Raw genomic sequence first — 22,077 nt, 5'->3', positions numbered from 1 at the left:
CAAATTGTAAAAATATGTTGGTTGTCGAAGGTATATGCTGAATAATTATTATTGCAATGTGTTTTCAAATATGAGCCATTACTATGTTTTGGAAAAGAAATAAGTTCTCCAGTGCTAATTTATTTACCAAATTCAACTTGGAACATTGCTCATGACATTACATTGAGATTTGACTTATTCTAATGAAAGACAACTAAAGATATATTCTAGGAACTCTTGTTGTTATAATGCATGGTATTTCATAATTAATTGTTTCGAGCTTTGTTGCCCATTCATCGATCGATACTCCAGTATTTCCTTGTCGACCAATGAGTGTTACCTTCTCACCTATATCATATGCTTTTGGTAGGGCAACCATACATTGGTCCATACAAATTCGTCCAACAATCGGCATTCTTTGTCCATCAATTAAAACCTCTTGTCCACCTAACTTGCGAATCACGCCATCTGCATAGCCAATTGGAATTGTTCCTATCCACATATCTGTCGGAGCAACATATGTAGCTCCATAGCCAACTGGATCACCTGATTTTATTTGCTTTACATGAACAAGTTCACTTTCAAGCGAGAACGCTGGTAACAAGGGAAAAGGTAATATACTTTTCACATATGAAGAGGGTGATAATCCATACATCGAAATACCAAATCTAACAGCATCATATTGTAAATGCGGATCTTTTACTAATGAGGCGGCTGTATTAGATGCATGAACAAGTCGCGGCTTATTAGGTATTACAGCTAAACATTTCTCAAAAAATTGTACCTGTTGATCAAAATGTAGCGTATCCTCTTCATCAGCTGTCGCAAAGTGTGTAAATATTCCATCCAGCTCCATGTGATCTGTAGACTGTATTGTTTGATAGAGCTCTAATAATTCCTGCTCTGAGCGAATACCTATTCTACCCATTCCGCTATCTATTTTTATATGAAGTCGTAAAGGAAGCGCTTCATCCACTAAAAGAGAAGCAGCTTGCTGAATCCAATCATCGGCAAATGCCGTAAGTATAATACGTTGCTGCGCTGCATAAGGAGCAAACGAAACTGGAGATGCACCTAATATTAATATGTCTGGTTCTTCAAAATGTGCTCGAATATGTAATGCCTCATCGGGCGTTGCCACTGCAAGTACTGTGGCACCAGCTTCAAGAGCTGCCCGTGCAACGGCTACATCTCCATGACCATACGCATTTGCTTTTACTACAGCGATAATTTGAACATTAGGTCGTAAAAATTCTTTTAAGTTTTTTACATTTTGTTGAATTGCTTGTAAGTCTATTATTGCTTTTGTTGGACGAAAAAACTGCTGTGTCTTCATAAGAATACCCTCTTTATTTTTAATTAAAACATTATGTAGGACATACATATTGCAAAGTATGTCGATTTAGCTTGTACACACAAAGTTTTGGTTTTCGGATGAGCCTATACTTTATAGGTTCATTTTAATTATCAATAAGCTACAGCCTCCGTATTCCAGAAGGCTGTAGCCAGAAAAGTTACTTCATACTACCTATCGTCATAGATGTAGCAACTTCAATCATTTCTTCTCGCGTTAATTTACTTGATGCTACAAAGAATTCAACGCCATCTTTTTCCCAACTAATTGATGTATCTGTAATAGCACCAATTGTATAGCCTAAATCAACTGGATCACCAGGTGACGATACAGGTAACATTGAATTTTCCTTCATTACTGGTTGCTGCATAACAGTAAATGCCTTCTCACCATCGTATGTTAAGATTACTCGTTCCATTCCACTTTCCTGCACAACTTTTTCATTCGCTAATTGTGCCCAATTTACAACAGGATAATGTGTTTGGAATTCTTGATATTCAACTTCTGCTCCAACAGCTTCCTTATCCTCATTATCTTCTTGCCCTTCTTTTTCGGCAGGTGTAGCTTGTTCACCTTTCGTGTTATCTTTATCAGTGAATTGTTCAACTGCATACTCTTTTGCAGCATGTTGTACACCTAGCTTAATTTTCTTAAATGTGATTTTGATTTGCTCTTCTTTCACATCATTCATAATAACTACTGAGGTTGGCAATAAAGTTTTCTTATCTACTGTTATAACCTGATGTGGCATACTGTTCTTATAGCTATTTCTAGTAGCCGCTTCAAATATATATGCTTTTTCTTCTTCTTTCATGACAAGATTTTTATCTTCTGCTAAATCTTCTGCTAGCGCTCCAATTAGGTATGCCTGACTATTTTTCTTTGGCCAATCACTTTGGAATTTATACATTTTGTTTAATGTCGGTGTTACGACAAAAACACCATCAGCATTACGTACAATCATTTGAGAAACATCTTTCCCACTTTCAACTACTTCTACTCGATAGAAATCAGGTTTTGTGTGCCATACTGTTACATCATAATTTCTAGGTTCCCCACCCGATTTAATTTCCATCGATGCATTTAATTCATAACCATTCGTCTCTGCCCATTTACCATTCACTTTCTTCAACACTTTTTCCTGTGAGGCTGCACCACATGCCGACAGAAGTAATATCGTACAAAGTAAGACGAGCCATTTAACTATACGGTTGCCCACGCTTTCACCCTTTCTTCTTTCAAATCCACTACGACAATATATGAACCGTATTTGTCAGTTATGTCATTTGAAGAAAGGGCAATATATTTAAATTTACATGCAATCCTTTTAGACAAGTTAAGTACTATTCTAATAAGATTACTTGAGCAGCTGCGTATTGCTTAGAATGCGTAATACTAACAAAACCATTGACAAGTTCATCCTTAAAATATAAAACAGGATTGCCAGCTGCTCCTTTTAACACTTCCAAATCATGAAGCTTACATTGTTCCCCAAGCCCTGTTCCCAGAGCCTTCGAAAATGCTTCTTTTGCAGCAAATCGCCCAGCTAAAAATTCTATTTTGCGAGTTTCCGAATAACCATCAAATATTTTTTTTTCATTTATCGTTAAAATGCGGTCTTTAAATTTATCTGTTCGTTTCATAGCCTTTGCAATACGATCAATCTCTACAATATCGAGGCCAATTCCCTTAATCATGTGAACCTTCTCCTTTACCTATTTCCAACAAGGCATGTATAATAATTGTAAATTGAGGTGGAGCCATGTTTAGTAGAACGGAAAATTTTAAGCAATATACAAAGTATTACCCTGTTGTTTCAACTTTAATAGCAATAAATCTTACTCTTTATGTATTGTCTCTCATACCCAGCATAGGAACACTCTTGTGGAATTACGGAATCCAAGCAAATTTCCTGATTCAAAGTGGTGAATGGTGGCGTGTTTTCTCTGCCATGTTTTTACATGCAGGTTTTATGCATGTGTTTTTTAATATGTTTTCCTTATATCTCTTTGGACCAGAGCTAGAAAAAATCGCAGGGAAAGCACGTTTCATTACAATTTATTTAGTATCAGGTATTGTAGGCAACATGGCAACCTATATATTCTATGATAGTAGTTATGCGAGCCTTGGTGCAAGTGGGGCTATTTTTGGAATTTTTGGTGCATTTGGGGCATTAGTTTACTATACTCGACGTACAATGCCCATGCTTCGTAAGCTCATTTTACCAATCATCGTCATCAGTGTCATTATGACCTTTCTCCAACCAAATGTGAATGTCTTTGCTCATTTAGGCGGTTTAGTAACCGGATTTATCCTTGGACTTGTCTATTTACATCCAAAAAGAATTTTAAGTTGGCGCAAACAAAAGATGGCTGGTAGACCATAACATTAAAAAGAGGAGCTGCTCACCTATAGAGCAGCTCCTCTTTCCTTACAATGACCTCCATTATAAAACCACTGTAGCTTCATTTGACATCTTTATTTTTTTCCATTCAGTTGCTGTTAAACCATAAACAACCTGATCTACGTAGTGATCATATAGCCACTCAGCATCCCTTAAACGCCCTTCTTCATGAAAGCCCAATACCTTTGGGATTGTACGACTACGAATATTACCAACTGCAACACGCACTTCTATACGATTTAACTTCAAATAATTAAAGGCAAAATCAATCAATGCTTTCATGGAATTCGTAACGAGCCCCTTTCCTACAAATTCATTCCCTAGCCAGTAGCCAATACTTGTCCATTTATGTTGCCAGTTGATTTGGTGATAACCAATAACACCCGCAAGCTTTCCATCATAGTAAATCCCTGCTTGTATGCCATTGTGATCAGCATATTGTTGCATAGCATTTTTTACGAATTGCTCAGTATCCTTTACTGTTTTGACATCATCTACAAAGGGCAACCATTCCCGTAATGTATCCCTTGAACGGTCAGTTAAAGCGAATAACTCTTCTACATCACTTAAATCCAAAAGCTTTAAATAAGCGCTTTCATTAATGTCATATTTAAACAATGTCTCCACCCCTTTTGTTCTATTTATTTTATTATAAACAGCATCTCTATTTATTTATAGTTAAAAAAGCTAACCCTTCCATAAAATTGAAAGGATTAGCTTTTTAGTTCATTAATGTTCGTACCATGTTAAGATCGTCTCGGCATCTTGTTGTTCTAAGCTGGAAACACTCCCCGTTGTACCAGTTGCTCCTGACATGACGGTTGCTTTTACAGACATAACATTCTTTCTTTTTTGAAAGTATGATTGTGTACTTTCAATAGATTGAATTCGCTTCTTCTCCATGATTAACGTAATTCGACTAAACACTCGATACTGCATAGCCAGTTGCTTGCCATCTATTTGATAGCCTGCTGTTTTATGTTGCCAAATACCAAGTAACATTGTTAATGGAATTAACAGCAACGACAATAGCCCGTATGGATAAAAGAAATAGATAGATGCACCGATAATCGGAACTAGCCAGAAAAAATCAATGCGATAAAAAAATGGTCTTGCCCTTTTTGGTGAGCGAGTAAATGTAGGCTGCCAATTCATTTCTGGGAAAAGCTGTTCTAATGTTTGCATACAATCCGGCTTCTTAATAAGTGGAAATAGCGTAATTTTTTTATCATTTCCATTTTCACCATTACCACCAGCACTTTCAACAACCACTGTAGCATAGCCTGTTAACTGACGTAGTGGATTTTCCACAATACGAATTGCCTGAATTCGATTCAACGGCAAAGTAATACGCTTTTTTTCTAACAGTCCCTTTGTGATAATCAACTTTTCTTCCTCAATGCGGACAGTATAATCATAATAATTTATCAGTGTGATGACCACTGATACAATCCAAGCAACAATTAAAACAACCATCACCGTCAATGCCACTAAAAATGCGCCGATTTTCACGAAATCAGCTAACTCATGAAATACAGTTTCATAAGGAATAATGTCGGAAAATTGTGAAGCAACGGCTGCAAGACCTGATAACACAACACCAATTCCACCAGATGTTGTTGCTAATACTAGTAAATCTCGCATGGACATATGGTAAATCATCGGAGTTGGTATAGCTTCCTCTATAACCTGCATTTGATCCTGTTGTTGAACTGCTTCGTTTTTAGCATGCCGCATTTCTAATTCAATAACATCTGCTGCTGCTTTGCGAATGGCTGTCAGCTCAACCTCAGGTTTTCCTCCTTTACTACCAGCAGTCTCCACCTGAACTTTCACTAAACCAAAAATGCGATGGAAAACACCTTCATTGTAATTCAAACTTTGTATACGTTCAAAAGGGATATAACGTTTCTTTTTAACAAACAATCCATATGTCACACGCAACTCCCCATCTTCAAACCAGTAAACAAATGTCCGCCACTTTATGATTCCTCCCACGAGCGCAAGAAGTGCTGCAACTCCCCATACACCGAAAAGTAAAATGGTTTCAAAAAAATGATCACTACGAAAATTCAAAGAAAAATTAAAGCCGTTACTTATGATAATAATGGCAATTGGTAATATCATACTTTTCAATGCTTTTACACTCGTTATAATTGCAGACACTGGGTGTAAACGATTAATTTCCTTAGACATCATCTTCAGCCACCCTTGCTAAATCAGAAATACGCGCACGCAGTACGTCTGCTTCATCCATAACAAGTGCAGGAATCGTATGTACAGTTGCAGCTGTAGAAATAGAGATATTACCTAAGTCGTATTTTTTTAATATCGGCCCTTGTGTTGTATCAACATGTTGCACACGTACCATTGGAATTAATGTGCGTTTCACAACAAATAAACCATGTTGTACTTCGATTTCATGCTCTCGAACTTCATAGCGCCATCTCTCCCATCTTATTTTCGGGAAAATAAAGATAGATAATATCGCACTTAGTAATACAATTGCACACGCTATGAAGTAAATAAATGAAGGCCATTCAAAATAATAAGTACCATAGCTTACAAGTCCTGCTACAACTAACAGCACCAATGTTTGTATGACTCCATATAAACGCCACACGGTTAGCCCTTTACGAGAAATTTGATGAATCGGTTGTGCTCTCATTGTCGTTCCCCCTCTTTCTTCATTAGGTGTATACGAATTCACTCACCTTTTTGTTTCAACTATAGCCGAAAAAAAACCTTACAGCCATCATGACTGTAAGGTTTACTGTAAAAAATTAAGTGTATTTCGTCTAAAATTATCCTTCGTGACGTCTTGGAGAACGAGAACGACCTTGTCCACCTTCACGACGTCCGCCTTCACGGCGTCCACCCTCTCGGCGGCTACTGCTACTGCGACGCTCTCCACTGCGAGCATTGTCACGACGTCCTCCACCAAAGCTACGGTTTCCACGGCCACGATCACCGCCACCACGATTATTGCTAGAACGTTCACGACGCATTGGTAATGGACGTTCTTCTGTGATTGTTACTGGTGTATCGTCTGGCTCTCTTGTTAATGAACGTAGAGCAGCTGCAACAACATCAACAGCATCATGATTGTCTAATAATTCTGCTGCAAGTGTACGGTAATCACCTAAATTGTTATTAGCAATAAGACCTTCCAGTGTTTCAACAGCTAAGCGTTGTTGACCTTCTAATGCTTCGTCCGTTGTTGGTGGGCGAAGAGGTGTCATACGTTTTTTCGTAGTTTCTTCTACAATACGTAAGTAACCCATTTCACGAGGTGTTACAAATGTTACGGCAAGACCTGATTTACCTGCACGACCTGTACGTCCAATACGGTGAACATATGATTCAGGATCTTGAGGAATATCAAAGTTATAAACATGTGTTACACCAGAAATATCAAGTCCACGAGCGGCTACATCAGTCGCAACAAGGATATCGATTTTATTTTCTTTAAACTGACGTAATACTGAGATACGCTTCGCTTGGCTTAAATCACCATGAATACCTTCAGCTAAATAACCACGAATAGATAGTGCCTGTGCAAGCTCATCTACACGACGTTTTGTACGACCAAAAATAATTGCAAGCTCTGGTTGGTGTACATTTAATAAACGAGATAAAATATCGAATTTTTCACGTTCAGCAGACTTAACAAAATATTGATCAATGTTATCAACAGTTAGTTCTTTAGCTTTAATTTTTACAATCTCTGGATCACGCATAAATGTTTCTGCAATTTTACGGATTGCTGGTGGCATTGTTGCTGAGAACAGTAATGTTTGGCGCTCAGAAGGTACGTTTTCTAAGATTGAATTAATATCATCAATAAAGCCCATGTTTAACATTTCATCTGCTTCATCCAATACTAATGTTTGAACATCTTCTAATTTTAACGTACGTCGATTAATATGATCAATAATACGACCTGGCGTACCAACAATGATTTGAGGTCTATTTTTCAGTGCACGAATTTGACGGCCTATTTCTTGACCACCGTATACTGATAATAATTTTACGCGTTTGTCATAGCCAATTTTATAAAGTTCTTCTGAAACTTGAATTGCTAGCTCACGAGTTGGAGCAATGACTAATGCTTGAATATTAGGGTTTTTTGGATCGATTTTTTCAATTAGTGGAATCCCGAAAGCGGCAGTTTTACCAGTACCTGTTTGTGCTTGACCTAATACATCACGGCCTTCAATCGCAAAACGAATAGTACCTTCTTGGATTGGTGTTGCTTCTTCAAATCCCATACGCTTTACTGAGCGTAATGTAGATTCGCTAATATTTAATTCTGAAAAATTTGTCAAACTTCTCAATCTCCTTTTTTTCCTTTTAAGTTGACAAATGGTTACATTTTCAGATGAAGTTGTCGGCAAATTCGAGCCTGTGTAGTGGAACGTTTCCGTTACTTAAAAATTCTCTCTACATGATCATTCATGTAGAGCTCTCTTATATGAAAAGGAAAGCCCGGTCTTTACCGAGCGGTTCGATTCTGTTGTAATTATTCACTTTAGAATAAAACCGTTGTGTTCAAAAAAAAGTACTCTTCAACCAAATATGAAGAGTCTTCGCACAAAATGTATCCATTGCTTACACTAGTCTAACATGGCTTTAAATCCTATGCAACGATAACGCATGAGTCGTAATAATCTGACTACTTTATTTACCTTTTAAAAACATTAAAACCTGTGGAAACCATTCAGAGCAATCTTCCTCAAAACATATATGGTGCTTGCCATTATCAGAAAAATACAAAACCTTGTCTGTAGAGGCTAATTCATCAAAAAGAAATTGAGCCGTATGATAAGGCACTATCCCATCCAACTTCCCCTGCACAATATATACAGGAATTTGAATATGCCGATAATACGGCTCCACCATTCTTACCAACTTCATAAATTCTACTGTTGAGGCAAGTGGCACATTGTTAAACTTCTGATGGTATCGTAGATAGAGTTCGTTATTAGTTAAATTATGGTGATAGGCTTCAGTAGCTAACATTTTAAAATCTTTGACTAGCTGTTTAGGGCTCACATACTTTGCAGCAGCACTTAGTAATACAAGCTTTTTCACTTTATAGCGTTTAGCTAAATATAGCGCTATAATTCCTCCCATTGAAAAGCCAACAACGATTACCTCGTCAACTTTTTTTGCCAACGATCGGAAAGCTAATTCGGCATCCATTAACCAGTGTTTCGCCTTAAAACCACTCATATGTAATTCTTCACCATGTCCAGACAATGTTGGCTCTTCAATTATCCAATCTGTATGTGAACGTAAATAACTTGTGAATGGCTTCACCTCATATGGTCCACCTGAAAATCCATGAATACATAGTACACCTACTGACAAATTCTTCACCTCATTTAACAAAGATAAACCTACACAAATAAATCGGTGAGCGTTTCTCTCACCGATTCATTGCTACTATGACGTAAATGCCTTTAAGATTGTCTCTAATTTCATACCACGTGAACCTTTAAGTAAAACAATAGATGATTCATTCGCTTGTTTTAGCTTTTCAATAATAGCCGTATAATCATCTTCTGTATACAATAAACGTTCAGCCTCAAAGCGCTCTTTTAATATTTTGTAAAGATATAGCATCCGAGGGCCAAACAAACAGACATAATCAATTTCATCCTCATTAATATGCTCAGCCAGACCCTCATGGAAACGTTGCTCATTTGGTCCAAGCTCTAGCATATCTCCTAACACAAGCCATTTTTCAGGTCGAATAGTTGATGTAGCCATAAATTGAATTGCAGCTTTTACAGAGGTTGGAGCTGCATTATAGGCATCATTGATAAATAGAGCGCCATTTGTTCCTAGTACCTGTTGCATCCTCATATCAGTTAATACGACATGCTCTAAGGATGTACGTATTTGTTCATTGCTTAAACCTAGCTTATGAGAAATTAACATGGCCACAAGTGTATTTTTTACTTGATGCTTGCCAAGCACTGAAATAAAGAAATCACCCTCGATCATACCGTGTGTAGTGAAGTGGCTGCCATCAGCGTTAGCATGAATATTGTCAGCGTATAAAAGATTATTGGATTCTAACCCGAACGGCACTGACTGTAATTGCTGTTCTTTTGCCACTAATTCCTTGAGCAAAGGTTCATCACCATCATAGAATAATAGACCATCTTCTTGCATTCCTTGAATAATTTCAAACTTAGCTTTTGCAATACCTGCACGTGACCCCAAATCCTGCATATGGGCCTCACCAATGTTGGTAATAACCGTCATATGTGGACGAGCAAGCTTCGTTAAAAACTCAATTTCACCAAATCCACTCATGCCCATCTCAAGGACAGCCACATCTGTATCTTCATCAAGCTGTAAGATAGTAATAGGCAAGCCCAATTGATTATTAAAGTTCCCGATCGTTTTTTGTACTTTAAAGAATGGAGCTAGTGTTCCCGCTAAAATATCCTTTGTTGATGTCTTACCATTTGAACCTGTAATGCCTATAAATTTTGCTTTATGTTCATTACGATATGCTCTAGCCATTTCTTGCAAAGCTAATTCTGGATCCTCCACAAACAACAACGGGTAACCTTCTGGTGGATTCGGCTCATCCTTTTGCCAAAGAGAAGCTCCGGCACCTTTCTCAAATGCCTGCATTACAAACTTATGCCCATTTGTATGCTCACCACGAAATGGAACAAATAGGTCTCCTTGTTGAATTGTTCTTGTATCAATAGAAATTCCTGACACAACAGTGTCACCCAAAGCCGCAATATCCTCATTTAACCATGCAGCTAATTGTTTTAAAGTTTTTTTCACGATAATCCCACTCAGTCTTTTTTATAGTGAAGCTGTTGTTTTTCTTCATAGCGTTCAATTGCTAGGGTAATTAAACGGTCAATCAGCTCTGGATAACTCACATCTGTATGCTGCCATAATAATGGATACATACTTACAGGCGTAAAACCTGGCATTGTGTTTACTTCATTAATGTAAACGTTATTTTCAGTTGTTACAAAAAAGTCCGCACGAACTAAGCCGCTACCATCTATAGCCTTAAATGCACGCTTTGCCAGTTCTTTTAAGCTTGCCACAGTTTCTACTGGAAGCTCAGCTGGAATAATAAGTGCTGTAGAACCGTCCTTATATTTAGAATCATAATCATAAAAATCAGTAACGGGTTTAATTTCTCCTGGCACTGATACTTCAGGATAGTCATTTCCTAACACCGCTAGTTCAACTTCACGAGCGACAATTCCCTGTTCAACAACGATTTTACGATCATATTGTAAAGCAACCTCAATTGCTTTTACCAATTGCTCGCGATCTGTTGCCTTGCTAATCCCAACACTTGACCCTAAGTTTGCAGGCTTCACAAACATTGGCCAATTCAGGTTATTTTCACAGCGTTCAATGATTGCGTGTTGCTCATTCTTCCACTCACTACGAATAAAATACGTATAGGGCACTTGAGGTAATCCAGCAATTTCAAATAATTGCTTCATTACCACTTTATCCATTCCAGCAGAGGATGCCAATACACCATTTCCTACATACGGTAAATTTAGAACCTCAAGTAAACCTTGCACTGTTCCATCCTCACCATTCGTACCATGTAACAATGGGAAAATGACATCAAACTTTACCTCATTGCCATTTTTATCAAGCAAAAAATCAGTGATATTATTTTCTAAAATTGTAGTATTATCACCAAATTGTAGTTCTTCTATTGCACTGACGGGTTTTTCTAAACGCTCTCCACGGCGCCATTCCCCGTCAGTTGTAATGAAAATCGGATATACTTCATACTCCTCGAAATTCAAAGCTCCTGTGACTGCACGTGCTGTCGATAACGACACTTCGTGCTCCGCTGACTTTCCGCCGTATAATAAACCGATTCTTTTTTTCATTTTTGTGCCCTCCACATACTTCTTGAGTACTATTAGTTTATCATGAAACGTCTTGACAAATGACATAAAAATCTCACCGTATTTTTAACGGTGAGATTTTGCGTGTACATTTCTTCGATTATGCCCCAGCATCAATACTTCCTGCTATTAAATTGTACAGGAATAATGCAACATAAATATTGTCTACCAACATCTTAGTTCTTTGATTGCGTCACCATGAAGTTTAAATAATATAGATTAATTCATCATGCTCTGTTTTTAAAATCGTATTTAAGTCATCCCAAACTTCGTCAGGAAAAGAATATTCAGACAGATTGCGAACTTCTATTCCATACGCTACTTTTGGTTTCTCAATCCGATACAAAGATAGTAACGCTCCATCTTTCGCAAAGGATCGGTAAGAACGTAAAAAATCTGGTGATATAGCAGGAATACTCGCTTTTACTTTTCGACGCCAAAATCCAGTGCTGCGTTCCTTTTCACGAATTAAACTATTAAAAACATTGGCAACCAATAAATCCGAATCACTTAAATGACGAAAATAAATTTTAGTCATTTTCTCTAAGTCTGAAGAATAATAGACGAATCTATTTTGTAATTTATTAAAAAATGCTGACGTAATTGGTTCTTTCTTGTGACTTATGTACAGCAATTCTCCTTGTTCCATCGGTGTTAAATGATCTAGCCTCTTCTCGTCCATAAAATCTACCCAGCATAATTCTTTAGATTCAGCAGATTTTTTCACAAAACGAGGAACATCTTCTTCTAATACATATTCAAATTGTGTATGCATATTAAAAGAACCGTCTTCATAGGAATGTTTTAATAACAGTAAGTGATGTAGTGGTTCAAGTGCAGCCACAAATTGCGAGAATTTTAACCCGCTAAATATAACAAATTTATCGACATCATTCATATGAACATAAATATGATACATAAAATCATCAGCTGACTTTAATTTTTTAGCCACAACCATCACCCCATTCTTCACTACATTATAAGACTAAACATGATTTTTTTGAAACATTTTATGTTAATTGTCGTCACAACTATATACGCAGGCATAAAAGTAATTTTTGCGTTATAATGAGGAATGTTAAACATGCATTTGCATATAAAGTTTAGATTACTCAATGAGTTCAAGTATTTGCTTAAAATTCCATTGACAATATTCAAAGCAAATTGCAAGCTTATCAATAGATATGAGCTATTTTCACACCACTGCTGGTTATTAATTTGCTTTCTTCTTTGACCAATTATAAACGAAATAGGGAGAATCGCATCACATTTACTCATATTGAGATACTATTTTAATTTTAGGTGGCTTTTATGGAAAATAAACGAAATTTCGCAAATCGTTTTGACTGGACACTTGCATTTATACTCTTCACTTTTCTAGTCATTAGTTTGTTAGCTATTGCATCTGCCCAAACTTCAGGACAATATGGCATTAACTACGTACCAAAACAAATGCAATGGTATGTGATTGGTGCAGTAATTATTGGTATAGTCATGTTTTTTGAGCCAGATCAATATAAAAAAATGTCATGGTATATGTATGGAGCAGGGATTGCCTTACTGGTACTGCTTATTTTTATGCCAGAAGGAGAAGGTCAAATCGGTGCACCCGTTAATGGTGCTAAAAGCTGGTATCATACGCCGATTGGAAATATTCAGCCTTCTGAGTTTATGAAAACTTTTTACATTTTAGCACTAGCTCGATTAATTAGTAAGCACCATGAAATTTATTCATTACGATCAATTAAAACAGACTTTTTGCTACTAGGTAAAATCGCTATCACCTTAATCGTACCATTAGCTATTATTTTAAAGCAGCCTGACCTAGGTTCAGCACTTGTATTCTTTGCCATTACGGCAGCACTTATCATTGTAGCAGGTATTTCTTGGAAAATCATTCTACCAACATTTTTAGGTGGCATGGTAGCAGGCGGTACCCTACTGTGGATGGCACTCTATATGCAGGACTTTCTAGAAAAAACATTTGGTTTTAAGGCCTATCAATTTGCTCGTATTTATTCTTGGCTAGACCCCTATTCCTATTCATCCAGTGATGGCTATCATTTAATTACCTCTTTAAATGCCATTGGATCAGGTGAAATTTTTGGTAAGGGATTTAGAAATCGTGAAGTATATGTAGCTGAAAACCATACCGATTTCATTTTTACAGTTATCGGCGAGGAATGGGGCTTTATTGGCGCTAGTATTGTTATTTGTATTTTCTTCTTATTAATTTATCATTTAACAAAGACAACCCTATTATTGAAAGATCCCTTCTCGACCTATGTATGTGCTGGGATTATTGCTATGATTACCTTCCACGTTTTCGAAAATATTGGTATGACTATTCAATTATTACCTATCACAGGTATTCCACTTCCGTTCATTAGCTACGGAGGAAGTTCACTTATGGGGAATGCTTTAGCGATTGGGCTAGTCTTTAGTATGCGATTCCATTATCGAACGTATATGTTTACCACACATGATGAAGATGAATAACTATAGAAAAAGGGAAGTCTCGCGTATTGAGACCTCCCTTTTTCTATTGGAAACGAGTTAAGCTTGAACTTGCGGAGTTTGCGTTGGTGGTGTTAGCACTTTTAAAAGTTCTAGTCGAGACTTTGTTACAGTGGCTGTTACACCCAACTTAGATAAATTCGAAACAATCTTTTTCAAATCTACTTCTTTTGTCATACATTCCACCTCAATCTTTCCTCGATTTTATATAACGTTTTATTTACGAAAAAGTTTCATTTTTCTACGAGTATGATGTCTGACAAATTTATCATACCATTTAACTTACCTTTAAAATTTTTCAATTTTGTTACATTGTAAATTTTTCACATCATCAAACTTTTCCATCAAACATATTTAAATTACCCAAAATGGCTACATTTTATTCAAAAATCAGAACATAGATTTAAAATATCTAAAATACTTCATTTCTTTCTTTACTAAATTGTTCCACTTTATTCAAGCTTCCCCTCCCCTATTGTTGTAATCGCAAGAACAAGAGAGGTAGAATATACATATTGAAATATCGTATGAAAGCAGGGAACAGTATGAAAAAGGCTATTTTACTATTGATGTCTGTTCAATTCCTCGTTTATCTAGGGTTCGGCATTATTATTCCCGTCTTACCAGAGGTAATTGTGCAGCAAAATTGGCATGATCTCCACGTGGGTGGTTTATTGACCGTTTATTCACTTGCAAGTTTTTTCACAGCACCGTTATGGGGTATGCTATCAGATAAGGTAGGGCGAAAACAACTAATCCTTACTGGTCTAATTGGCTTTAGCCTTAGTTTTGTTATTTTTTCACTATTTATAGATAACCTAGCTATATTGTATGTTTCACGTATTATTGGTGGTTTATTTTCAGGTGCATTATATACAGCAGTAACAGGATTTATCGCCGATATATCTAGTGAAGAGGATCGCAATAAGTATATGGGCTTTATGGGCATGTCCATTGGTCTTGGGTTTATTTTTGGTCCAGCAATCGGGGGAATGCTAGGCCATTATAGCTTGCAGTTACCGTTTACTGCATCAGCATCATTAATTGCACTATTATTTATTTATGCAAGTTTCGTCCTAAAAGAACCTAAAAAACGAAAAGATTCAAATAAACGTGCTATAGTGCCAAAGGGTGCTGCAACAATGTTACAATTCCGTGTGCGCTATCTATTTATGTTTTCTTTTTTAGTAACTTTTATGCTAGCTGGCGTAGAGGCTACATTTCAGCTATTTCAAATCGAAAAAATTCACATTACACCATTACAAATTGGTTACTTGTTCATGTTTAGTGGATTTGTCGATGCTGCTATTCAAGGAGGGGTCGTTCGACGCATAAAAAATGGCAGTGAAACGACATGGTTAATCGGTGCACAAATTGTAACTGCTATCGGCATGCTTTTATTTACATTGACAGCTAATCTTTTTATCGCTGGGCTTGCCCTTTGTGTCTTTACAGCAGGTAATGCACTTGCAAGAACATGTGTTGTATCACTCTCCTCTAAAGAATCTGGAGGACAATATGGAACTGCCGCTGGACTGTCCTATTCAATGGATAACTTAGGACGTATTCTTGGTCCACTCTTTTTTACATGGTTATTTACCGTACAAGCAAGTCTTGGTTATTATATTTCTGCTGCAATAGCCATTTTTTCTATAAGCCTAATCTTTATATATAAGGCATCCCGTAAATCATTACGTCTTCCGTAAAATATAGTAGGTTGCATTTTATGAATTTCTAACTATTAGAGAATTACTAATTAAACCATGCGGATTATTCCTATATATCAAAGGGATAATCCTTTTCCATGCTATCTAGCCATTTCATATCTTCTTTCCGCATTTGAAGTAGGCTATACTAAGTATGTTATTAACAATACAAAGGCAGGTGTAGGAATGAGCATTTTTACAGATATAGAATATTTAGTTCCTTTAACTTTGTTTTTTAATATTTTATTAGCCATGACCATCATTTTCTTAGAACGTAAAGATGCTACCTCTACATGGGCATGGATCCTCGTGTTATTTTTCCTGCCATTAGCTGGATTTATTTTGTACTTATTACTTGGAAGACAATTACGAAGAAAGCACCTATTCCGTTGGGAAGGACGCAAGGATATTGGGATTGATAATCTGATTACCTATCAGATGGAAGCGATTCGTGATGAAACGTTTGAGTTTCGTATTGCTAATGCAGAAAATTATCAAGAGATGATTTATATGCACCTCAGAACAAACAATGCGGTGTTAACACAGGACAACCATCTGGATATTTTTGATGATGGTGCCGATAAGTTTGAGCAGCTCCTTAAAGACATTGAAGCAGCTAAAGATCACATTCACATCCAGTATTATATTTTTAGACTTGATGACTTAGGTACACGTATCGTCAATGCATTGATAAAAAAAGCAAAGCAAGGTGTTAAGGTGCGTCTTCTCTATGATGAAATGGGATCACGTAATGTTAAAAGACGCCATTTTAAAGAGTTGCTGCATGCTGGTGGTGAAGTAGAAGTTTTCTTCCCATCCATTTTGCCACTTCTTAACCCTCGTTTAAATTTTAGAAATCACCGAAAAATCGTTGTCATTGATGGTCGAATTGGCTATATTGGTGGTTTTAACGTCGGTGACGAGTATTTAGGTTTACAAAAAAAGTTTGGTTATTGGCGAGATACACACTTACGTATTGAGGGTAGTGCCGTACATCCTTTGCAAACACGCTTTTTACTCGACTGGAACCAAGCTAGTGCACAACAAAAAATGGGGTACTCTGATCGTTACTTCCCTGCCATCCCGAAAAAAGGTGATGTGGGTTTACAGATTGTTTCAAGTGGACCAGACTCAGACTGGGAGCAAATAAAAATCGGTTACTTAAAGCTTATTAATATGGCTCAAAAATATATTTATATTCAAACACCATATTTCATCCCAGATGTTAGTTTTTTAGACGCCATTAAAATTGCCACCTTGTCAGGCATCGATGTACGCATAATGATTCCTAATAAGCCTGATCACATGTTTGTATATTGGGCTACTTATTCTTATGTGGGTCAATTATTACGTGCTGGAGCCAAAGTCTACATCTATGAAAAGGGCTTTATCCATGCTAAAGCTATTATTATTGATGACGAGGCTTCCTCTGTCGGAACAGCGAATATTGATGTACGAAGTTTTAGTCTAAATTTTGAAGTCAATGCCTTCATATATGATGCAAATATATCGCACCAATTGGCAGAACTGTTTGAGAAGGATATTTTTGATTGTACGGAATTAACATGGGAAATGTATAAAAACCGTTCAACACTGATTAAATTTAAAGAATCTATTTCCCGTCTATTAACACCCATTTTATAAAAATAAAAAGGAAGAGAGCCTGTTCACAGAATGGCTTCTCTTCCTTTTATTATTTTACGCCTAAATATTCTTCCAACGTAATGTTTTTCTTTGTTATCTCTTTTGCAATCTCTTTGCCCACATAACGATAGTGCCATGACTCATACATATAACCTGTTATCTCTTCTTTGTTTTGAGGGAAACGCAAAATAAAGCCATACTCCTGTGCATGTGCAAATAGCCATTGCCCTGCTGGAGTTTCCCCAAACTCTTCTGTCAGCCACACATCTTCTTTTCCACGCTCTCCTATATCAAACGCTAAGCCTGTTTGATGTTCTGAGTAGCCAGGACGAGCACTATATCGATCTGCCGCTGCCTGTCCATCACGTTTAACATAGTTTTCATATAGGGTTGTTTGATATTCAAAAGATCGGTAGCCACTAAATGCAACTAAATCAAATCCTTGCTGCTTGGCAGCTGCTAACATTTGATTTAACGCTTCTCGTGCTTCTGGATTTTCTTCAGGTGCAAAGGTAGATGGAAGCGGATAAATTTTATTAGCTAACAGAATACCATTGATATAGGTTGGTTCCGTAGGTAATGTTTGATTTGGAAGATACCCATTTTCGTCTGGTTGTTGCTCTGGCTTTGCAGGAGTTTCAGTATTGTCTGGTTTCTCTGTTACAGTAGAATCTTGTTCAGTTGTTTTGTTTGTTTCTGTTGTTTTTGGCTGCTCATCAGATGCACTATTTACTTGATTATTTTTATAGTTATAGACTACAAAAATTGCTACAATTAACGCGATAGATATGAAAGCACCAACGATAAGCGGAAGACGATTGTTTTTCACTCTTTATACCCCTTTTAAAATATCAGGTATCTAAAAGGATATTTAAAGCATTTCACCTTGAAAATACCTATTTTATTGTATTACTAGTTATAATCTTATTTTAGCACTGTTCACATTTTCAGGTGTAAATTTCCCATGTAAATATTCAATTAATCTGTAAGAACGATGACAAATACTACTATAGATGCAATTGCGAAAAAAACTGCCATATACTGCATCCATTTTGCTTCTTTTACATAACCTTGCTCTTTAAAGCTTTTTGCTCTAAACCCATTTGATAAGGCAAACATGATCGTCATTGCAAGTACAGCAAAATTAAATTTCCCCATAATAATAAATACAAGTGCTGCAATACTAAAAATTGCGACAAGAATAGATGATAGCCATTTTTTGTTCATCTTGCTGTCCTCCTAAAAAAATCGAGGCAGCAAAGGCGCCTCGACATCAATCAATTTATTTTTTTGCTTTCTCAGGATGTTCCGAATAATATTTACGCCCAATATATGTTTGAATAATCAACAATGCACCACTGACAGACCAATACAAAGGCAGTGCTGCCATAGAAGACATGGAGATAAAGACAATCATAATTGGTGAAATATAAATAAACATTTTCATCTGCGCTTTTTGTTGCTCAGGTACCGTCCATAAAGATACACGAGCCTGGATTAGGTAAACAATCCCTGCAACAATAGTCATTACGATATCAGGTGAACCTAAGCTAAACCATAAAAACTCATGGGATTTAACATCGGCAGAATACAAGATCGAGAAATACAGACCCATAATAATCGGCATTTGAATTAACATCGGTAAACAACCCATATTAAGTGGATTAATGCCATGCTTTTGATATAGAGCCATCATTTCTTGTTGATATTGCGTTTGCTCTTCTTTTGTCTTAGCTTCCTTCATTTTTTTCTGAACGGCTTCCATTTCAGGTTTAAAAGCATCCATCTTCGTTTTCATTAATTGCTGTTGACGATAGTTTTTTAGCATAATCGGCATTAATACTAAACGAATTAGAACAGTAATCGCAATGATTGCTAAACCATAGCTCCCTGAAAAGATATCATTCCCGAAAAACTCCAATAAAAATTCCATAGGTTTTACAAAGATACTATAGAAAAAACCTTCTTTGTTTTGCACAGCTTGACAGCCACTAAGAACAAAAACGGCAATACCAAGCATTGAAAATAGCTTCAAATTTTTCATTTTTCCACCTACTATTATTTATCAACTACTGTGAAGTATACCTTATAGGGTCTATCTTTATCAAATAGCAAGTGCTACTTATTCCTTAAGCTAGTTCCTCAGATGATTCATCAAAAAAGATGCGAGCTTTAGCAACGCTAATATGTTCGCACCTTCTCATTTTCTATGCTCAAAATCTACACATTTTGTAATTCAGCTTCTGCCATTTCAAAACGATAAAATTCATGATGAAGCTCGTCTCTAAAATGTTTTGGCGTAACTCCAGTATATTTTTTGAAAATACGAGTAAAATAACTTTGATTACAGAAATGGAATTGATCTGAGATAGAAGTAATACTTTTGTTTGTATGTCGTAAGTAGTATTGTGATTCTTCTACACGTCTAACATTTAAATACTCAACCAATGTAATACCCACATGTTCTCTAAAAATACGTGATAAGTGACTAGTACTTATATGAAAGTTATTTGCTATACTTTCAACGGTTAAATCATTTTCAAGCTCGTCATTTATATACATTATCACTTTGTTAACAGTTTGATGTCGGAAAGTCGGTTGTTTGCGATCTGCAATAAAATAAACAAAGAAATCAATTAAATCATCAGCAAATTGTAAAAACTCTGCGTCTTTCATTTGATTTTCTATCATATCGTTACACGCAATATTGAAAGCAAATGCTTTTTTCGAAGGTACTTGATTGTCCAGCAATTTACGAGCAACAATTGATGACAAAACAGAAAAATAACTTCGAACGATTTTAATGACCTGTTTGCCAAAACGAATTGAGAGAATATCAATTAACTCATGCAAAGATTTTTTCGCTTTTGCAGATTCTAAATGGTAAATTTCAAAAATTAATTTCGACTCAATATTAAAAAATTCTTCGACACCGATATATTGATTAATATTATCGATTTCTTGGAAGTATCTTTTGGAAATCGTTTCTGACATAGAATGTTGATGTAGTTGCATAATCTTCCCCATCTTTCCTCAGAGTGCACGAATTGCATGACAATATTTGACACCAATCCCGACGAATTAAAAATAAGAAAATAGTATTTAAGAACTGAGTCCTATTTCACAAATTTTATTAACAAATAAATCAAAAATAACCCTACTAAAACACCAGATATAAAAAAAATAGACTATACAGTGAATTTTACCATATTCTGCGATTTCCTTTCAACCACATTTTAATTGCTACTCTAGTTCTAATTTATCACATATACATAGTAGAAACCTCGTAAACTTATTCCTAACAATTAAATTTTACCATATACATATCAAAATAAATTAGTCATTTTATAAATTTATTTACAAATTATACAAAACAACTTACATCATTCTAATGGATCATTCGACATTTTTCTATTTTATTCCTAAATCTTCTCTATATAATTTATATGAATATGTAGTAAAATAGATGATAATACTATTTTTAAAAGTTTAGACGAGGTGTTTAAAGTGGATCCAAAACAAATAGAAGAGATCATGGAAATTATTAAGGAATTCTTCCCTGAAAATACGTCCATCGCTATCTCTGATACAAATGAATATTTGTATTACCAACCAAGCAAGAAAGTTGATTTAAAAATTAAACCTGGTGACCCTATCAAAGAAGGTTCAGCCGCACACAAAGCATTAAGCTATGGTCAAAAAATCAGCTCTTATATCGAACCTGATGTCTTCGGTGTCGCTTATTATGGCATGAGTATTCCTTTAATGGAGGAAGGCGAAACTAAAGGAGCTATTACTGCTATCTTCCCGCAAAAACCATCAGCATTCTTAACTAACTACATTACAATCAAAATTGATGATTGCTGGTACCCAATCAAACATGATCAAGTTATTTATTTAGAAACACAACTCCGTAAAACATTTGTTAAAACAATGACACGTGAAGGTTATCACCGTTTAAACTTAAGTGATCTAGAGCTATTTTTAGCACCTGACTCATTTATTCGTTGTCACCGCTCTTATATCGTTAACATTGACTACATCGATGAAATTCAACCAGATTCACACTCAACGTTTTTATTAATTATGAAAGATGGTACACGTATCCCTGTTAGCCAACGCTATGCAAGCTATTTCCGTCGTTCTTTAGGTTTCTAATTTGTATGAACAGCGAGCAATTTTTATAATTGCTCGCTGTTCTTTTTTGCGCACAAATCCGCCTCATTTACCTCAACATTTAACTATTTTTGCACTATTTTTAATATAGAAAACAACTAAATTTATACAGCTCTACAATAAAACGTTTTCTCTGTCGAAAAATCATCTTAATGCTCGATTTTCCTTTTTTTACTCAATTTAATGCTAATTCTAAAGTTTTTGTGACAATTTGGTGATAGTATTATTCAAATGGTTGGAGTCATACTACAACTGAATAAACAGAAAATTCTTAAATGTTTTTTCTAGTTTTGTAATCGGTTTCCATCAAAATTATTTAGGGGAGGATTTTTTTATGGATGCAAATGTTCAAAAACGCCTAGGTTTAAAAGA

21 protein-coding genes are annotated in these 22,077 nt (G+C 36.0%); 5 read left to right on the top strand and 16 right to left on the bottom strand.

Going from position 1 to position 22,077, the window contains the following annotated elements; genetic code table 11:
• Positions 1-193: 193 nt before the first annotated feature.
• From alr to acpS, 3 genes are all read right to left on the bottom strand, one after another.
• A complete protein-coding gene (alr, locus tag B3D98_RS20695) occupies positions 194-1,315 on the bottom strand; it encodes an alanine racemase (protein WP_269897922.1) in 1,122 nt (373 codons plus the stop codon).
• A 178-nt stretch (positions 1,316-1,493) separates the two neighbouring features.
• Positions 1,494-2,552 carry a LolA family protein gene (locus B3D98_RS20690; RefSeq protein WP_288585776.1) on the bottom strand — a complete coding sequence of 353 codons (1,059 nt, stop codon included), beginning with the start codon at positions 2,550-2,552 and terminating at the stop codon, positions 1,494-1,496.
• A gap of 124 nt (positions 2,553-2,676) precedes the next feature.
• A complete protein-coding gene (gene acpS, locus B3D98_RS20685) occupies positions 2,677-3,030 on the bottom strand; it encodes a holo-ACP synthase (RefSeq protein ID WP_048394281.1) in 354 nt (117 codons plus the stop codon).
• A gap of 65 nt (positions 3,031-3,095) precedes the next feature.
• On the opposite strand from acpS, the gene B3D98_RS20680 reads away from it, so the two are divergent.
• Entirely contained in the window at positions 3,096-3,719 is a 624-nt protein-coding gene (locus B3D98_RS20680) for a rhomboid family intramembrane serine protease (protein WP_048394279.1), read from the top strand.
• A 60-nt stretch (positions 3,720-3,779) separates the two neighbouring features.
• Here B3D98_RS20680 and B3D98_RS20675 read toward each other — a convergent pair whose 3' ends face one another.
• From B3D98_RS20675 to B3D98_RS20640, 8 genes are all read right to left on the bottom strand, one after another.
• Positions 3,780-4,355: a GNAT family N-acetyltransferase gene (locus tag B3D98_RS20675; protein ID WP_054549589.1), complete on the bottom strand. Its 576-nt coding sequence runs from the start codon at positions 4,353-4,355 to the stop codon at positions 3,780-3,782.
• 111 nt (positions 4,356-4,466) lie between these two features.
• Complete coding sequence (locus B3D98_RS20670; RefSeq protein WP_288585771.1) at positions 4,467-5,933, bottom strand: PH domain-containing protein; 1,467 nt, start codon at positions 5,931-5,933, stop codon at positions 4,467-4,469.
• The gene (locus B3D98_RS20665; RefSeq protein WP_004232029.1) at positions 5,926-6,405 is read right to left on the bottom strand and encodes a PH domain-containing protein; all 480 of its coding nucleotides are present in this window, start codon (positions 6,403-6,405) and stop codon (positions 5,926-5,928) included. Before B3D98_RS20665 ends, B3D98_RS20670 begins: the two co-directional genes overlap by 8 nt.
• A gap of 136 nt (positions 6,406-6,541) precedes the next feature.
• Entirely contained in the window at positions 6,542-8,065 is a 1,524-nt protein-coding gene (locus tag B3D98_RS20660; RefSeq protein WP_054549592.1) for a DEAD/DEAH box helicase, read from the bottom strand.
• 352 nt (positions 8,066-8,417) lie between these two features.
• Positions 8,418-9,110 (bottom strand): alpha/beta hydrolase, encoded by a 693-nt coding sequence (locus B3D98_RS20655; protein WP_054549593.1) that lies wholly within the window; start codon positions 9,108-9,110, stop codon positions 8,418-8,420.
• A 75-nt stretch (positions 9,111-9,185) separates the two neighbouring features.
• Positions 9,186-10,553: a UDP-N-acetylmuramoyl-tripeptide--D-alanyl-D-alanine ligase gene (locus B3D98_RS20650; RefSeq protein WP_054549594.1), complete on the bottom strand. Its 1,368-nt coding sequence runs from the start codon at positions 10,551-10,553 to the stop codon at positions 9,186-9,188.
• Positions 10,554-10,564: 11 nt separating this feature from the next.
• Positions 10,565-11,644, bottom strand: coding sequence for a D-alanine--D-alanine ligase (locus tag B3D98_RS20645; protein ID WP_048394267.1), 1,080 nt, complete (start codon positions 11,642-11,644; stop codon positions 10,565-10,567).
• A 223-nt stretch (positions 11,645-11,867) separates the two neighbouring features.
• Positions 11,868-12,620, bottom strand: coding sequence for a hypothetical protein (locus tag B3D98_RS20640; RefSeq protein ID WP_048394266.1), 753 nt, complete (start codon positions 12,618-12,620; stop codon positions 11,868-11,870).
• A 353-nt stretch (positions 12,621-12,973) separates the two neighbouring features.
• Between B3D98_RS20640 and B3D98_RS20635 the strand changes: the two genes are divergently transcribed.
• Positions 12,974-14,161, top strand: a complete 1,188-nt coding sequence (locus B3D98_RS20635; protein WP_036079404.1) for an FtsW/RodA/SpoVE family cell cycle protein — start codon at positions 12,974-12,976, stop codon at positions 14,159-14,161.
• A 57-nt stretch (positions 14,162-14,218) separates the two neighbouring features.
• Here B3D98_RS20635 and B3D98_RS20630 read toward each other — a convergent pair whose 3' ends face one another.
• Positions 14,219-14,356 (bottom strand): Lmo0850 family protein, encoded by a 138-nt coding sequence (locus B3D98_RS20630; RefSeq protein WP_004232019.1) that lies wholly within the window; start codon positions 14,354-14,356, stop codon positions 14,219-14,221.
• A 368-nt stretch (positions 14,357-14,724) separates the two neighbouring features.
• On the opposite strand from B3D98_RS20630, the gene B3D98_RS20625 reads away from it, so the two are divergent.
• Positions 14,725-15,885: an MFS transporter gene (locus tag B3D98_RS20625; protein ID WP_115674569.1), complete on the top strand. Its 1,161-nt coding sequence runs from the start codon at positions 14,725-14,727 to the stop codon at positions 15,883-15,885.
• Positions 15,886-16,071: 186 nt separating this feature from the next.
• Positions 16,072-17,529 carry a cardiolipin synthase gene (cls, locus tag B3D98_RS20620; RefSeq protein ID WP_048394260.1) on the top strand — a complete coding sequence of 486 codons (1,458 nt, stop codon included), beginning with the start codon at positions 16,072-16,074 and terminating at the stop codon, positions 17,527-17,529.
• Positions 17,530-17,578: 49 nt separating this feature from the next.
• Here cls and B3D98_RS20615 read toward each other — a convergent pair whose 3' ends face one another.
• The 4 genes from B3D98_RS20615 to B3D98_RS20600 all read right to left on the bottom strand — a co-directional run bounded on the left by B3D98_RS20615 (position 17,579) and on the right by B3D98_RS20600 (position 20,544).
• Positions 17,579-18,358: a M15 family metallopeptidase gene (locus B3D98_RS20615; protein ID WP_288585760.1), complete on the bottom strand. Its 780-nt coding sequence runs from the start codon at positions 18,356-18,358 to the stop codon at positions 17,579-17,581.
• A 149-nt stretch (positions 18,359-18,507) separates the two neighbouring features.
• On the bottom strand, positions 18,508-18,756 hold the full coding sequence (locus B3D98_RS20610) for a hypothetical protein (protein ID WP_048394257.1): 249 nt from the start codon (positions 18,754-18,756) through the stop codon (positions 18,508-18,510).
• 55 nt (positions 18,757-18,811) lie between these two features.
• Positions 18,812-19,573 (bottom strand): membrane protein insertase YidC, encoded by a 762-nt coding sequence (gene yidC, locus B3D98_RS20605; RefSeq protein ID WP_004232011.1) that lies wholly within the window; start codon positions 19,571-19,573, stop codon positions 18,812-18,814.
• 176 nt (positions 19,574-19,749) lie between these two features.
• Complete coding sequence (locus B3D98_RS20600; RefSeq protein WP_048394255.1) at positions 19,750-20,544, bottom strand: helix-turn-helix transcriptional regulator; 795 nt, start codon at positions 20,542-20,544, stop codon at positions 19,750-19,752.
• A 492-nt stretch (positions 20,545-21,036) separates the two neighbouring features.
• Between B3D98_RS20600 and B3D98_RS20595 the strand changes: the two genes are divergently transcribed.
• Positions 21,037-21,687, top strand: coding sequence for a LytTR family DNA-binding domain-containing protein (locus B3D98_RS20595; RefSeq protein WP_004232004.1), 651 nt, complete (start codon positions 21,037-21,039; stop codon positions 21,685-21,687).
• The last annotated feature ends 390 nt before the right edge of the window (positions 21,688-22,077 follow it).

This window comes from Lysinibacillus sp. UBA5994 (assembly GCF_002429725.1).
In the GTDB taxonomy this organism is placed as follows: domain Bacteria; phylum Bacillota; class Bacilli; order Bacillales_A; family Planococcaceae; genus Lysinibacillus; species Lysinibacillus capsici.
Note: the sequence above shows the minus strand (reverse complement) of the source record. Positions and strands in the feature narration are given on the sequence as shown.

Bases quoted from the DNA above. Each gene is read 5' to 3' on its own strand.
- alr (WP_269897922.1), bottom strand. From the start codon at position 1,315: ATGAAGACACAGCAGTTTTTTCGTCCAACAAAAGCAATAATAGACTTA.
- acpS (WP_048394281.1), bottom strand. From the start codon at position 3,030: ATGATTAAGGGAATTGGCCTCGATATTGTAGAGATTGATCGTATTGCA.
- B3D98_RS20680 (WP_048394279.1), top strand. From the start codon at position 3,096: ATGTTTAGTAGAACGGAAAATTTTAAGCAATATACAAAGTATTACCCT.
- B3D98_RS20670 (WP_288585771.1), bottom strand. From the start codon at position 5,933: ATGTCTAAGGAAATTAATCGTTTACACCCAGTGTCTGCAATTATAACG.
- B3D98_RS20665 (WP_004232029.1), bottom strand. From the start codon at position 6,405: ATGAGAGCACAACCGATTCATCAAATTTCTCGTAAAGGGCTAACCGTG.
- B3D98_RS20645 (WP_048394267.1), bottom strand. From the start codon at position 11,644: ATGAAAAAAAGAATCGGTTTATTATACGGCGGAAAGTCAGCGGAGCAC.
- B3D98_RS20640 (WP_048394266.1), bottom strand. From the start codon at position 12,620: ATGGTTGTGGCTAAAAAATTAAAGTCAGCTGATGATTTTATGTATCAT.
- B3D98_RS20635 (WP_036079404.1), top strand. From the start codon at position 12,974: ATGGAAAATAAACGAAATTTCGCAAATCGTTTTGACTGGACACTTGCA.
- B3D98_RS20630 (WP_004232019.1), bottom strand. From the start codon at position 14,356: ATGACAAAAGAAGTAGATTTGAAAAAGATTGTTTCGAATTTATCTAAG.
- B3D98_RS20625 (WP_115674569.1), top strand. From the start codon at position 14,725: ATGAAAAAGGCTATTTTACTATTGATGTCTGTTCAATTCCTCGTTTAT.
- cls (WP_048394260.1), top strand. From the start codon at position 16,072: ATGAGCATTTTTACAGATATAGAATATTTAGTTCCTTTAACTTTGTTT.
- B3D98_RS20610 (WP_048394257.1), bottom strand. From the start codon at position 18,756: ATGAACAAAAAATGGCTATCATCTATTCTTGTCGCAATTTTTAGTATT.
- yidC (WP_004232011.1), bottom strand. From the start codon at position 19,573: ATGAAAAATTTGAAGCTATTTTCAATGCTTGGTATTGCCGTTTTTGTT.
- B3D98_RS20600 (WP_048394255.1), bottom strand. From the start codon at position 20,544: ATGCAACTACATCAACATTCTATGTCAGAAACGATTTCCAAAAGATAC.